Genomic DNA, 13,071 nt, shown 5'->3' on the forward strand with positions numbered 1-13,071 from the left:
TCAGGTCATCCCAGACAACATCAGGTCAGAGCAAAACGGAAGCGCGACTGTAGTACTGGCCTCCCTCCTCGACTCGGCCACAGCCGCAATGCACTACGCCTCAGACTTTCCGCGTGAAAGCTACGAAGGCATCATTCGGCCCAGCATGGAACCGCCCTGGATGCCGTCTGGGTTCTCAGGAATATTCAACCAGGATCACCAGGTATTCGAAAGCAACCTCAAAGAACTGCGGAAAGCCGGAAAGCCCCCGAACATGACGGGCGAGTGCCGGTCGGCACTGAAACAGCTGTGGCGAGCACAGTCGAAGAACCGACGCGACCACCGGAAGATCTGCGAGAAGTTCGTGCCTGGCGGTGATTCGATCCTCCAGCAGTACTTCGCCAACAACAACGAAAAGGATAGTGACTGATGCCCGTCACCGTGATCGAACACTGGCACCTGAACGAAGAATCCTCTCGCAACGCTTTTTCTGTCATGCCGGAGATGGACGACCTGGTCGAGGACAACGCACATGCGGCCCCCGGATGGGACGGCCATGCACGTTTCTTCCAGTTGGAGGACGACACGTCCCACGTACTGATGATCTACAGCTGGGGTTCGAAAGAGGAGGCCGAGGCCATGCTTGAGTCCGAGAAGGACCTTCTCGCCGATTTCATCAGGACCCGTTGCACCCGGGACCGGGAGATCGAGTTCGCCGAGGAGCTCCCCGTCGATGTCTAACCGAGGAGAACCAGTCGACGTCGGCGACTGGCCGGCGAGGAAGTTCCGCGAACACGGCGAGTTCCTGCTGGAGGAGCTCGAACGATGGTTCGTCGATCTCCGCTCCCAGCCCGTGCGCCCCCCGCCGCGCGAAGCCCGCGACGTACTCGAGGACTTCGGATCGCTGGCCCCGAAGGATCCCGAGCCGTTCGACCACGTCGTCACGGACACCATCGATCGCGTGTTCAAGGGCTCGGTCCTGTGGAACCACCCCCGTCACCATGCCTACTTCAGCAACAGTTCGAGCGCTCCCGCCATCCTCGCGGAGGCGTGCACGGCGGCGCTGAACACCAATGTCATGGTCTGGGACGCTGCTCCGGCGGCAGCGGCTGTGGAACGGCAGGTTCTACGGTGGCTCGCCTCCCTCGCCGCGCTCGACTGGCCGGATCCTGACTCCGTGCTCGTCGACGGAGCGTCGCAGGCGACGCTGTACGCACTGGCAGCGGCCCGTGAACACCTGTGTGAGCATGATTTTCGAACCCTGGGCGCGACCGCCGGCCCGGTGTTGCGGGTCTACTGCTCCGAGCAGACACACAGTTCGGCCGACAAGGCGGCGATCACGCTCGGCATCGGGCTGGCCAACGTCGTGCGCGTGTCCGACCATGACGGCCTGCTCGATCCGGTGGCGCTGGAGGAGCAGATCCGGTCAGACCGCGCACAGGGGATGATGCCGCTCGCTGTTGTGGCGACCGTGGGAACCACGAGCACAGCGGGGATCGATCCCCTCGGCAGAATCGCTGAGGTCTCAGCGCGCCTCGGAACTTGGCTGCACGTCGACGCCGCGTTCGGAGGGCTCTGGCGGGCGAGCTCCGAGTTGGCAGCCGTGATCCCTTCACTCGAAGGCGCGGACTCGGTCGTCATCAACCCGCACAAGGTCCTCTTCTGTCCCATGGAAGCGAGTGCGCTCTACTGCCGCCATCCGGGGGCACTCGTCAAAACGTTCTCACTGGTCCCGGAGTACCTGCGGACCGACACCGGCGACGACCGCCTGGACTACATGAACTACTCGACACAGTTGGGTAGGCAGTTCCGTGCGCTCAAGGTCTGGTGGATCATTCGCTGCTTCGGCACGCGGGGCATCTCCGCACGACTTGACCACACCGTCAAGATCACCCGCCGCCTCGAACGGTGCGTGGAGGCGGACCCGGCATGGGAGGTCGTGGCGCCGACGCCGCTGCCGCTGATATGCATACGACCGAGCGGCATCGGTGGCTCCGACGAGGAATCCGACCGCGTGTGCAAGGCAGTCCACGACCGGATCAACCGGAACGGCCACAGCGCCGTGTCACATGCCAGGGTGAACGGCCGATACGTCATCCGCATTTCAGTCGGAAACATCCACACTGAATGGCGTGATCTTGAATACCTGTGGCAGCAGATCACCACGTCCACCACCGCGGCGTCGAGGGGATGAGAGCCATCATGACTACTGAGAACGACATCCTGGCGGGCGAGCAGACCACCTTCTCTGAACGCGCGGCCCAAGCGGGGGTCGTCGGCCGATGGTCGCGGGCGAACGAAGTGCTCCCGTGGCGGCCCGATCCGAGATCGCGCACACAGAAGTGGTCCTACTCCGACCTGCGCGAACTGGCCGTCGAAGTGAGCCAGGAGGTGAAGGAGGATTCAGGAGCGCTACGGGTGCTCACGATGCTCAATCCCGGGCACCCCGAGTCGGAGGCCGCGGTCGGCCATCTGTACGCGGGACTCCAGCTCCTCCTTCCGAACGAGGACATGCACAGCCATCGCCACGCGGCTACGGCGGTGCGCTTCGTGCACCAGAGCGACGGCGGCTGGACAGCGGTCGACGGGAACAAGATCTACGTGGAGCCCAAGGACGTCGTCGTGACCCCGTCCATGCTCTGGCACGAACACGGCAACGACGGCGACCGCCACGTCATCTGGCAGGACTGCACCGACGACCCCCTGGTTACGGCCATGGCGGCGAGCTACTTCGACCTGCACCCGAACAGGAGCCACCTCGGTGCGAAGACGGGTCCGGCGGACGTCCCGCCGACCGAGCACCGTTCCGCCTCTTTCGGCGGTTCCGGGCCCGTGCTGAGACCAGGAGGCGGACACGTCGGCCCTCAGGAACTGCACTACTCCTGGCGGAGCACGAAGGAGGCGCTCAAGGCGGCGCGCCCCCGCTGGGACGGGACGGCCGCCGTCACACTCGCGGACACCCGCGGCGGCTCGATGACGCCCACCATCGGCGCGAGGTTCGTCCATATCCCAGCCCACGGTGTCTCCCAGACCTCCCGGCAGACCGGAGCGCGGATCATGATCGCGGCGGAGGGGGTCACCGAGGTGAGGATCGACGACTCCGTCCACGTCCTGCGCCAGGGCGACACTTTGGCCGTTCCCTCTTGGTCGTGGGCGCAGATGAGGAACACGGGCGACCAAGAAGGCATCGTGTTCGAGTATGACGAGTCACCGATGCTCGGGGCGCTGGGCCTTTACAGGGAAGAAGGGCAGGATGGTACGTGACACCCGGGCGGTCGCCGTCCTCTGCAGTTCGTCCTCCACCGTGGAGGGCCGTGACGGCCGATGGCGTGACTGCGGAGTCTGGGCCGAGGAGTTGGTCCGGCCGTGGAGGGTCTTCCTCGACCACGGGTTCCGGGTCGTGGTGGTTTCTCCGGACGGGGAGCCCGTACCCATCCAACCAGCGAGCGTCGAAACCGATTCGTGTCTGATGACCCGTGTCGAGCTCACCGACATACTCGATTTCCTCGGACGGCACCGGCCCGAACTTGAGAGACCGGTGGCCCTCGGAGACCTCCTCGAAGGCGGTCACGTCGACGGGGTCTTCGTTCCCGGGGGCTACGGACCCACCGCGCAGCTGCGCACTGACGATCTCGTGGGCTCGTTCATGGAACGGTGTCTGCGTGAGTCCACTCCCGTCGCAGCGGTATGCCATGGCGTGTCAGCGCTCCTGGCACTGGACACCTCAGGTTCCGCTTCGGTCCCCCGCTCGGTGACAGGGTTCAGCAACGCGGAGGAACGGGCTGCCGGCGCCGACACATGGGTTCCGTTCCTCCTTGAGACCGAACTCGTCAGACACGGTTTCGACTACTCGGCCGCTCCGCCGTGGTCCTGCCATGTCCTCCAGGACGGTTTCCTGATCACCGGGCAGAATCCGGCGTCGAGCGAGGAGGCGGCCAAACGCCTGGGAGCCCTGATGTGACTGACAGCCGCTAACGGCTTGGTGCGCGATTGAGGTTGGGGCGTGCTGGACGACGCACCGGTGTGAGTCGGAGTCCGAGTGGGCATGAGAATGCCTCCGCAGCCATCGGCCGCGGGGGCGGGGGCTTCCCCGGGCGGATCGTGGTGCGGGTCCAGGTCACGGATCTACCGCTCTGTAGTAATCCTCCTCGCCCCCGTACTTTGCCCCTCGCCGTAGCTTCGGGAGAAGCAGGCCAGGTAGCGCGGGGTTTCGTTCGTCGTGTCCGGACCGCTCACTCCCGGCCCTTCTCCGGCAGCCGTCCCGGCAGTGGCCCGTCGGCCACATCGACCGGGATGGTGCGGGGCGGGCGCCGTCCTCCCCAGTGCGGCAGCCCCCCGGTCTCGGGACGGGTCATGGCGGTGGCAAGGCCCTCGGGAGAGGTTCCACCCTGACGGCCTCGGGGACGGGGGTGTGTGTCGTCGCGCTCCTGGCGCTCGTGGTCCATGCCCCCATCCTCGCCCCATTGCCCCTTTCCGGCTTATCTTGTTCGTCCCCCACCTGGAGACGGCCTCGGTCGATGACGCCCTGGATGTGCTGGAGGTGCTGATGGTCTCCAAGCTGCTGGGCCGGGCCCGCCGCGAAGGCAACGAGGACAAGCTGGCCGCCCTGCCCGATCTGAAGAGCGCGGCCAAGAAGATGGCGGCCGCGGTGGATGTGCTCATCCAGACGCCCCAAGCCACGACCTCCCGGGTGGTGTCCCTATCCGAGGTGTGGAACGCCATCGAAGAGGTCGTGCCGCGCGAGAAGCTCATGGAGGCGGTGAAGACCGTCTCCGACCAGGTGCCCGCCGATGACGACGAGGCCGCCGCCTGGCGGGCCCGTCTGGTCAAGCGCTACCGCACCGTGCAGGGCTTCATCGAACTGTTGGTGGAGGTCATCGACTTCGACGCCGTCGAAGCCGGACAACCGGTGTTGGAGGCGCTGCGCACCGCTGCGGCCATGGCCCGCAGCCGCAAGCACTACCGGGCCGAAGACATTGCCGCCCACGCCGAGCTGACCGGCGGCTCCTGGAAGCGGCCCATCTACGCCAACCCCGACCTGGAGGCGGGCCGCATCGACAAGGCCGCCTTCCTCATGTGCGTGATCGAGCACCTGCACCGGGCCCTGAAGCGCCGCGACGTGTTCGCCCGCAGCGGCGACCGGTGGGGCGACCCCCGCGCCCGCCTGCTCTCGGGCACCGACTGGCACGACACCCGTGAGCGGGTGCTCAGGGCCCTGGAGTTGGCCGAGGAACCGGCCGGGCACCTGGCCGAGCTGTCCTCGGCTCTGGAGGCCGGCTACACCCGCGTACTCGACGGTTTGGGCTCCAACACCGCGATCCAGTTCACCGGCGGGCGCCTGCGCCTGCAGCCCCTGGAAGCGGCCGGCGAACCCCCGCTAATGGGCGAGTTCCGCGCCCTGGTGGACGCGATGATGCCCCGCCTGGACCTGCCCGACCTGCTCATGGAGGTGGACGCGCGCACCGGCTTCACAGAAGCGTTCACCCACTACTCCGGCGCCGAGACGGGCATGGAGGACTTTGCCACCAGCGTGTGCGCGCTGCTGGTGGCCGAGGCCTGCAACATCGGCCTGGTCCCGGTCGCCAAGGACAGCGGACCGGCCCTGAGCCTGGCCCGGCTGCAACAGGTCGACCACGCCTACGTGCGCGCCGAGACCCTGGCCGCGGCCAACGCCCGCCTGCTGCAGACCCAACCCGAGATCGGCATCACCGCCTCCTGGGGCGGCGGACTGATCGCCTCGGCCGACGGCATGCGCTTCGTGGTGCCCTCGCAGAACCTGCACGCGCGCGCCAACCCCAAGTACTTCGGGCTGCGCAAACGCGGCGCCACCTGGCTGAACGTGGTCAACGACCAGGTCATGGGCCTGGGCGGGCTGGTGGTGCCCGGCACGATGCGCGATTCCCTCTACATCCTGGACGCCATCCACGCCCGCGAGGGCGGTCAGCGTCCGGAGATGGTGGTCACCGACACTGCCTCCTACTCCGACATCGTCTTCGGCCTGTTCGCGATCTGCGGCTACCAGTTCTCCCCGCGCATCGCCGATGTGGGCGACACCCGCCTGTGGCGCACCAACACCCGCGCCTCCTACGGGCCCCTGGATCAGATGTCGCGCCACACCGTCCGCCTGGACAAGATCCGCGCCCACTGGGAGGACCTGCTGCGGGTGGCCGGCTCACTGACCACCGGGGCGGTGCGCGGCTACGATCTGGTGCGCATGCTCTCCCGGGACGGGCGCCCCACCGGCCTGGGCGAGGCCTTCGCCCACTATGGGCGCATCTTCAAGACCCTGCACCTGCTCCAGTTCCTGCACGACGAGCCCTACCGGCGCATGATCGGCGCCCAGCTCAACGTCTCCGAATCCCGCCACCAGCTGGCCCGCAAGATCTGCTTCGGCAACCGCGGCGAACTCCGCCAGCGCTACCGCCAGGGGCTGGAGGACCAGCTCGGCGCCCTCGGATTGGTGCTCAACGCCGTGGTGTGGTGGAACAGCCTCTACATCGACGCCGCCGTGGGCCGGCTCAAGGCCGAGGGGTTCCCGGCCACGGAACAGATGTGCGCCCGGCTCTCACCGCTCGGGTTCGACCACATCAACTTCCTGGGCTCCTACACCTTCCCCACCGACCCGGCTACCGGGGCTCTACGGCCCCTGCGCGAGCCCAGCCAGAACGGCTGAATCCACGCGATCGGATCAATTCCCTACGGCCTTTCCCGGGTTGAGAAGGAGACCGTGTCCCTGCAGGGTGCATAGCAGCACAGAACCCAGTTTCCTGATTGGATCGCTTCCATGGGTACCCACGCGATCTCCACCATGGTCGACGCCGTCCTCGTGGCAGCACCGCTGTGCGCCCTGGCCGTGGGGCTGCTGTCCTGGCTCCGTGCACGCAACAAAGCCAACCCCGCACGAGCCGTGGGCAAGAGTCTGCTCGATGTGGCCACAGTGGCCTCAACCGCGCCGATCTTGGCTGTGACCCTGGCCATCGGCGCAGGCGCGCACACCGAAGTCTCTCTGGTTCCCTTCGCCGACATGTTCGGCTCCCAGGCCTTGAGCACGACCTGGCTCTACCAGAACCTCGGCAACATGGCCCTGTTCGCTCCCCTGGGCGCCCTAGCCCCCCTGGCGTTCGCGCAGCGTCTGGCCGCGTGGTGGCGTGTGGGCGCGGTCGCGATGGGTTTGTCGGTGACCATCGAGACCTGTCAGTACCTGATGCAGATCGGACGCGCCGTCTCGGTCGATGACGTGTTGCTCAACACCGCCGGTGCGCTGGTGGGGGCAGCGTGCACGTGGCCGTGGTGGCGTCCTACAGGTCAAGGCGCCGGCGAACGGACCGGGGCCGCCGCCGGCGCCGTTGCGCCCAGGAGTTAGGGGTAGGTGGTGGTGCCGCTGGCTACACGGTCGTAGTCGCCGATGCCGCTCCAGGACCCGTTGGCGCGCATGTACCAGTAGAAGGTCCCGCCTTCCACACCGGTCCAGGTCGCGGTCCCGCCGGAGCAGTCCACCGTCTGCTCACCCAAGTTGGTCCAGCCGACCAGGCGGTCGCGGTAGAGGGTGATGGTGACCGTGTCGTAGTTCGGGTCGCAGTTGGTGACCGAGTCCACCTCGACGCTGTGCGTGCCGTCGGTGGGGGTGGAGTACTCACGCGACTCGATGCCGATCTGGAACTCAGCGTTCCAGTTGAAGCTGCCGTCTATGGCCGGGGTGGAGGAGAAGGCCGATCCGTCCTCGTAGGTCAGGGTCGTCCAGTCTCCGACGGTGGCGGTGTCGATGACGTCGGTCGGAGTGGCGTTCTGGGCCTCTTCGGCCGCAGCCGGGGAGGGAGCCAGGGTTGCGGCCAGCGTGAAGGCGCCGATCGAGGCGGCCAGACGGGAAGCAGAGGGCGGTGGGCAGGGATGAAGGGCTCTTAACCCTGCAGAACTCTTCTGGTACCGGTGCTTCATAGGCCCGCTCCAGATGCCAGTACACACAGCTGCCGCGTGGGCGTGAAAACCCCGCCCGGCGAACCCGCCAGCGGGCGCGACCAGATGAGCCTCTATTCCGTGGTGCTCTGCCCTCATGGTCGAGCCGTGCCTGTTCGGAAAACATCCGATTGCCGAACACCTGGGCCTGCCCTTGGGGGTCGGATGTTCTCCCAGCACGGGGTGTTCATCAACCCGTTCGTTTACCGGTAGGCTTATCCTCGGTTGTCGAACACGTTTAGCGAACACCTGGAGGAGCCCATGGCGCTGGTCGGACTGGTGCGGGTCAGCACGAGCAGGCAGGAGACCGCCCGCCAGCACGAGGTCCTCGATCCGATCTGCGTGAAGGTCTTCGAGGAGAAGGTCAGCGGCACGCTCAAGGTCGCCGATCGGCCCGCCCTGCGGGCCGCCCTGGACTACATGCGCCCCGGCGACATGCTCACGGTCGGCGAAGCCGACCGCCTGGGCCGCAACCTCCTGGAGGGGTTGATCGTGCTCAACGACCTGTTCGAGCAGGGAGTGGCGGTCAAGATCCTGGACGGCATCGCCGCTGGAGAGCACACCGAGCGCAGCCTCATCCTGGACCTGGCGCTCGCCCTGGCCGAGGACCGCCGGCGCGACATCGCCCGCAAGACCCGCAACGGCCTGGCCTCGGCTGCCCGGGCCGGACGCAAGGGCGGGCGCCCCCGTGTGGTCGACGACGACAAACGACGGGCGATCCTGGCCCGCCGCGCCGAGGGCCAGTCGCTGCGCGAGATCGCCCGCGGCCTCAGGGTAAGCCTGGCCGTGGTGCACGGCGAGGTCAAGGCCGATGAGAACAGCACCGAACCGCAGGAGCCCGGCCGGTAGACCGAGTCACGGCTCTACCGCCAAATCCTGTAGTAATCCTCCTCGACCCCCGATCTTGGACAGGTCCTTGACCACGGTGCGTTCGGGGACCAAACGGACCAGGCGGGCGTCATCGGCGAAGTACCGAAAGTCCGGGTTCCAGGCGGTCTCGTCCTCACCCAGGTAGCGACGCAGCTTGCGTCTGGCCAGCGCCGGGTCGAAGGGCACCACCTCGGCCCTTCCCCGCATGATTACCTGGAGGAACTCCATGGATTCCAGATCGCAGGTGTCCACCACCACGGCGGTGCGCGCATCGCGTTCCAGGTGCTTGGCCATCACCGCGTACTCCCCGGTGATCCACCACAGGGCTCCCTCCTCCCACAGGAACCAGACCGGTCTGACCGTGGGAGCCCCGGCGGTGTTGGTGGTGGCCACCCGGGCGACCAGGGGTCGGGTGAGGAAGGCGTCGACGTCGAAGGGGTGGACCTGCTGAGTACTGCTGGCGGTGTCAGTCACCCCTTGAGGTTAGGTTCGGCTCCGCGGCGGGGAAAGCGGATTCTCCGGGCCTGTGGAAAACCCGCGGTTGCGCGGGGCGCAGGTGCGAACGGGCCGGTCAGGATGCCTTCGGCACCAACAGGAAGCCACCACCGCCTCCGCGCCCGGATACGGACCGCCTCACGATGTCGTAGGCCGCCGATGGTCTCCCGGCATGGGTTTCGCTTTGATGACCTATGTGGTCGATCTCGACACTCTGCACGGCTCCGTCGCCTCTGACAACGACAAGCTGCGCCGGATGAACGGAGGCCGCTTCAAACAGCACCTGGCCTCCTTTGACACCCAGTTCGACCACGTCGTCGGCGCCGGTGGGCCCGGCATCCGCGACGCCATCCGCGCGGTCATCGAAGGAGGACCCTTCGACGATGAGCACCGCTTCATGTACTCCTAAGCGTACAAGTGGATCTGCGAGTTCCACGGTCGCTCCCTGGTCAACGACCGCTTCTGCCCGATGAAGGCCGGTTGGCTGGAGACGGTCGACGAGGGCCTGTCCGAGCTGGGTGTGACCGCGGTCAGGGTCACGGACCTCAGCTACGGGAGCGTGCCCTCGCCGATTCCCCGGCCCAACGACTTCACGCCGCCCTACGGAGAGTGGAGTCTCGTCGTGGAATGCCAGAAGGCCCTCGAACAGTGGGAGGCCGCCGCTGACGAAAGCGAGGCCGTCCTCGACACCGACGTCCGGGAGGCCGTCGAGTCCTGCATGGAGTGGTGCAGGACCGCCTCTTCGGCTGGGGGGCGTTGCTGGTTTCTTCTCTCGTGCACGAACGCCCGTGGCCCACGTCAACGAGGTGCGCTCCTTGGGCCACAGCCCGAGAACAAGCCCGGTGAGGAACTGCGAAGAGCCCGGTACACGCAGACGGGTACGCCGGGTTCGGCGAGCGGCCTGGAGAAACGGGCTGGTGGCGACCCCGGAACCGCGCTCCCGGCCGACTCATCCGCGCCCCCGCCACAGGTCTCAACAGATATGACAGTTGCCGGAACTCACCGTGCCGTTCCTACTCGGACCTCATCATCCGGCCAAGCAGACCACCCCGGAAGCGGGCCGCCGGCATCGCCGACACCACTGCCGGCCCCATCCTCGCCTCGGCCGGCAGACGTGTCCACCCGCACACCACGGGTGCTAACGCACCGGCATCAAGAACGGGCGTTTGGCCCTGCGCCCGTCCCCCGACGAACGCCCGCGCACACGCCGCACCAGCCACGGGCCCACAAAATGCGCCGCCCACCGCGCCTCGGCCGCCACCGCCTGCCACCCGGCCGGTGCCACCGGGGCCGGTCCGGGCAGAGGACGGGTCCAAGCGTCATCACTTCCGGGAAGACCCAGCACCTGCGCCAGGGCCGCGGCCATACGCTCGTGCCCCTCACCGGAAGCATGCAGGCGGTCTGCGCACCACAGACGCTGGTCCCCCACCACCTGGTGGCCCTCCATCTCGGCCCACAACACACCCTCCCGCCGGGCAGCCCGGCGCAAGCACGCATTGAGCGCACGCACCCGGTCCAGGACCGCAGGACCCATCGGCGCCGGCAACGACAGATCGGGAAAGGTCATGGTCAAAACCCTTGCCCCCTGGTCGCGCAACTCCACCCACATCGACGCCACCTGCTCGGGATCGAACCCCGGCCGCAGCAGATCGTTGACCCCCGCCACCACGGTGGCCACATCCGGTTCCAACGCCAGCGCCGGCGCCAACTGCTCCTGACGGATCTGGTGCGTGCGCCGCCCCCGCACCGCCAGGTTGGCGTAGGACAACGACGGGTGGTGCTCGGCCAGACGGTGGGCGAACCGGTCGGCGAACCCGCGCAACCCCGTGAACTCGCCCCCATCACCCACACCCTCGGTCTGGCTGTCACCCAGCGCCACATACCGAAGGAAGGGCTGCTCAGAGACCGGCCCCTCCTGCCGCCGGGCCACCGACCCACCCATCACAGACCCCACTCCTTCTCCGCACGTACAGGCCCCACACGGGCGCCGGCACACCCGTCACCGACCAGGCTAGCCAGGCACACGCACCCGGGAAGGAACCGGGTCCACCCCGACGGGCCGCGCCCCGGCTGCCCGGGCCTTGCCCCTCACCGGGGACGGAAATGGTAGGTCTCACCGTGGTCGAGATAGTGGAACTCCGCCGAGGAGGACGAAGAAGCCGCAGCCTGCTTGATGTCCTCCAGCCCGGACCGAAAGACCGAGAAGTCGTTGTAGTGGATGGGCACCGCGGTGCGCGGATCCACGATCTCCACAGCTCGCACCGCCTGTTCGCCGGTCATGGTGACCACAGTGCCCAACAAGGTGGTGCCGCCGGCGTGCACCAGCGCCAGGTCGATACCGGGATAGCGCTGGGGAATGTCGTACAACCGGTCGTGCAACAGCGTGTCGCCGCTGATGTAGATCCGGAAGGAGCGTTCCCCGCTGCGGCTGAAGTCCAGCATGCTGCCCATGGTCGGCGGCAGCATGCCCGCCACCGGGTCGGGGTCGTGCTTGGCCGGCATCGCGCTCACCCGCACCTCGTCCCCGCCCTTGGTCACGGTCTGGCACTGCCAGGTGTCCAACGCATACCCCTGGGTGAAACCCTGCTCGGACAGCAGCCCCACCGCGTGTTCGGTCGTGACGATGGGCACGTTCTTGTCCAGCTGCTCGGCGGCCACGTCGTCGAAATGGTCGCCGTGGTGGTGCGAGAGCACGATGAAATCCAGCGGCGGCAGGTCGGCGACCCCGCAGGCGGGCTCGACCTCGCGCCGGGCGTACATGCCGTGGCCGAGATGCACGTGGTCGCCGGCGTGCAAGAACGCGGGATCGGTCAGGATCGTGAACCCGCCGTAGCGGATGAGCGTGGTGGCATTGCCGATGAAGTAAACGCTGCCTGCGGTGAAATCGCCGGGTTCGGCTGCCGGCAGCACTAACGGTGCGCTCATTTCACACCCCCGTGTGCGGAGCTCGGTCTCTTCCTGCGGGCACTACCCCGCCCGGATCAGCCACAAAACACCACGTCAACGCGGCGCAGCCGCACCGCGTGCGGCACACGAACGGCAAAAGGGACCAGGCCCTGTTCCCGAAACCGCCACGGGCCGAGGCGAGCTCACACACCTTCCCGCAGCGACACAGACACAAAAAAGGGGACACCCCACCCCGTGCAAAGAGCCCGCCGAACAGGAGCCTTCACGTCCGGGCCGGCCCCCGCGTTGTTCGAGGCAACACTTGGGAAAGGACCGTGTCGCACCCCCCGGCCCGGGGCAGCCCGTACCGGACACAGACCCGCAGCGCGACAGCACCGCGCACGGGCCCAACACCGGCCAAGAGGGGGAAGCGATGCGACGCTCCGAGGCCACAGAGGCCCTCCTGGAAGCCAAACGAACCAAACAGCTGACCTTCAGCGGCATCGCCGAGGAACTGGGCACGGACCGGGTGTGGACCACCGCCGCCCTGCTCGGCCAACATCCTTTCGACCAGGACACCGCACAAGACCTGCAAACCCTGCTCGACCTGCCCGACGAGGTCGTCGCGGTGCTACGCGAGATCCCCACCCGCGGCAGCTTCGAGCAGCTCCCCCCGGCGGACCCGACCCTGTACCGGCTCTACGAGGCCCTGCAGGTGTACGGGCCCGCCCTGAAGGAACTCATCCACGAGGACTTCGGCGACGGCATCATGAGCGCCATCACCTTCCGCGCGAACGTGCAACGCGTCGACGCCGAGGAAGGACCCCGCGTGCACATCACCCTGGACGGCAAGTTCCTGCCCTACCAGTGGTGACCGGCCCGTGGGGC

Annotated in this window: 14 protein-coding genes and 1 pseudogene; 10 read left to right on the top strand and 5 right to left on the bottom strand. The window is 67.3% G+C overall.

From position 1 onward, the window contains the following. The 5 genes from D456_RS26900 to D456_RS0116655 all read left to right on the top strand — a co-directional run. On the top strand, positions 1 to 409 hold a 409-nt coding region (locus D456_RS26900; protein ID WP_204366784.1), incomplete at its 5' end, for a hypothetical protein. Further along, positions 409 to 720: a hypothetical protein gene (locus D456_RS0116640; RefSeq protein ID WP_017577315.1), complete on the top strand. Its 312-nt coding sequence runs from the start codon at positions 409 to 411 to the stop codon at positions 718 to 720. The genes D456_RS26900 and D456_RS0116640, both read left to right, overlap by 1 nt. Then, positions 713 to 2,173, top strand: coding sequence for a pyridoxal phosphate-dependent decarboxylase family protein (locus tag D456_RS0116645; protein ID WP_017577316.1), 1,461 nt, complete (start codon positions 713 to 715; stop codon positions 2,171 to 2,173). Before D456_RS0116640 ends, D456_RS0116645 begins: the two co-directional genes overlap by 8 nt. An 8-nt stretch (positions 2,174 to 2,181) precedes the next feature. Further along, positions 2,182 to 3,243 (top strand): cupin domain-containing protein, encoded by a 1,062-nt coding sequence (locus tag D456_RS0116650; protein WP_017577317.1) that lies wholly within the window; start codon positions 2,182 to 2,184, stop codon positions 3,241 to 3,243. Then, on the top strand, positions 3,233 to 3,940 hold the full coding sequence (locus D456_RS0116655; RefSeq protein WP_017577318.1) for a type 1 glutamine amidotransferase domain-containing protein: 708 nt from the start codon (positions 3,233 to 3,235) through the stop codon (positions 3,938 to 3,940). Before D456_RS0116650 ends, D456_RS0116655 begins: the two co-directional genes overlap by 11 nt. A gap of 271 nt (positions 3,941 to 4,211) precedes the next feature. Here the strand turns inward: D456_RS0116655 and D456_RS26905 are convergent, their stop codons facing one another. Next, positions 4,212 to 4,424 carry a hypothetical protein gene (locus D456_RS26905; protein WP_017577319.1) on the bottom strand — a complete coding sequence of 71 codons (213 nt, stop codon included), beginning with the start codon at positions 4,422 to 4,424 and terminating at the stop codon, positions 4,212 to 4,214. Positions 4,425 to 4,462: 38 nt separating this feature from the next. Here D456_RS26905 and D456_RS24370 point away from each other — a divergent pair, with 38 nt between their 5' ends. Both D456_RS24370 and D456_RS24375 read left to right on the top strand, forming a co-directional pair. Next, on the top strand, positions 4,463 to 6,652 hold the full coding sequence (locus D456_RS24370; RefSeq protein WP_160166735.1) for a Tn3 family transposase: 2,190 nt from the start codon (positions 4,463 to 4,465) through the stop codon (positions 6,650 to 6,652). A 111-nt stretch (positions 6,653 to 6,763) separates the two neighbouring features. Beyond that, positions 6,764 to 7,342 (top strand): VanZ family protein, encoded by a 579-nt coding sequence (locus D456_RS24375; protein ID WP_017577321.1) that lies wholly within the window; start codon positions 6,764 to 6,766, stop codon positions 7,340 to 7,342. On the opposite strand, the gene D456_RS0116680 is transcribed toward D456_RS24375, so the two are convergent. Further along, the gene (locus D456_RS0116680; RefSeq protein ID WP_017577322.1) at positions 7,339 to 7,914 is read right to left on the bottom strand and encodes a hypothetical protein; all 576 of its coding nucleotides are present in this window, start codon (positions 7,912 to 7,914) and stop codon (positions 7,339 to 7,341) included. The two genes, D456_RS24375 and D456_RS0116680, sit on opposite strands and share 4 nt — an antisense overlap. A 243-nt stretch (positions 7,915 to 8,157) precedes the next feature. On the opposite strand from D456_RS0116680, the gene D456_RS0116685 reads away from it, so the two are divergent. Next, positions 8,158 to 8,781, top strand: a complete 624-nt coding sequence (locus tag D456_RS0116685; RefSeq protein ID WP_230480111.1) for a recombinase family protein — start codon at positions 8,158 to 8,160, stop codon at positions 8,779 to 8,781. A gap of 6 nt (positions 8,782 to 8,787) precedes the next feature. On the opposite strand, the gene D456_RS0116690 is transcribed toward D456_RS0116685, so the two are convergent. After that, positions 8,788 to 9,276, bottom strand: coding sequence for a pyridoxamine 5'-phosphate oxidase family protein (locus D456_RS0116690; RefSeq protein ID WP_017577324.1), 489 nt, complete (start codon positions 9,274 to 9,276; stop codon positions 8,788 to 8,790). Between the two features lie 208 nt (positions 9,277 to 9,484). Between D456_RS0116690 and D456_RS28140 the strand changes: the two are divergent. Continuing rightward, positions 9,485 to 9,985, top strand: a pseudogene (locus D456_RS28140) (DUF7691 family protein); the annotation flags it as partial. Between the two features lie 450 nt (positions 9,986 to 10,435). Here the strand turns inward: D456_RS28140 and D456_RS0116700 are convergent. Together D456_RS0116700 and D456_RS0116705 are read right to left on the bottom strand one after the other, a co-directional pair. Next, positions 10,436 to 11,239, bottom strand: coding sequence for an SGNH/GDSL hydrolase family protein (locus tag D456_RS0116700; protein WP_051049485.1), 804 nt, complete (start codon positions 11,237 to 11,239; stop codon positions 10,436 to 10,438). Positions 11,240 to 11,385: 146 nt separating this feature from the next. Beyond that, the gene (locus D456_RS0116705; protein WP_051049482.1) at positions 11,386 to 12,222 is read right to left on the bottom strand and encodes an MBL fold metallo-hydrolase; all 837 of its coding nucleotides are present in this window, start codon (positions 12,220 to 12,222) and stop codon (positions 11,386 to 11,388) included. Positions 12,223 to 12,616: 394 nt separating this feature from the next. On the opposite strand from D456_RS0116705, the gene cynS reads away from it, so the two are divergent. Continuing rightward, positions 12,617 to 13,057, top strand: a complete 441-nt coding sequence (gene cynS, locus D456_RS0116710; protein ID WP_026115950.1) for a cyanase — start codon at positions 12,617 to 12,619, stop codon at positions 13,055 to 13,057. Positions 13,058 to 13,071 lie beyond the last annotated feature (14 nt).

The sequence above is a fragment of the Nocardiopsis kunsanensis DSM 44524 genome (genome assembly GCF_000340965.1).
GTDB lineage: Bacteria > Actinomycetota > Actinomycetes > Streptosporangiales > Streptosporangiaceae > Nocardiopsis > Nocardiopsis kunsanensis.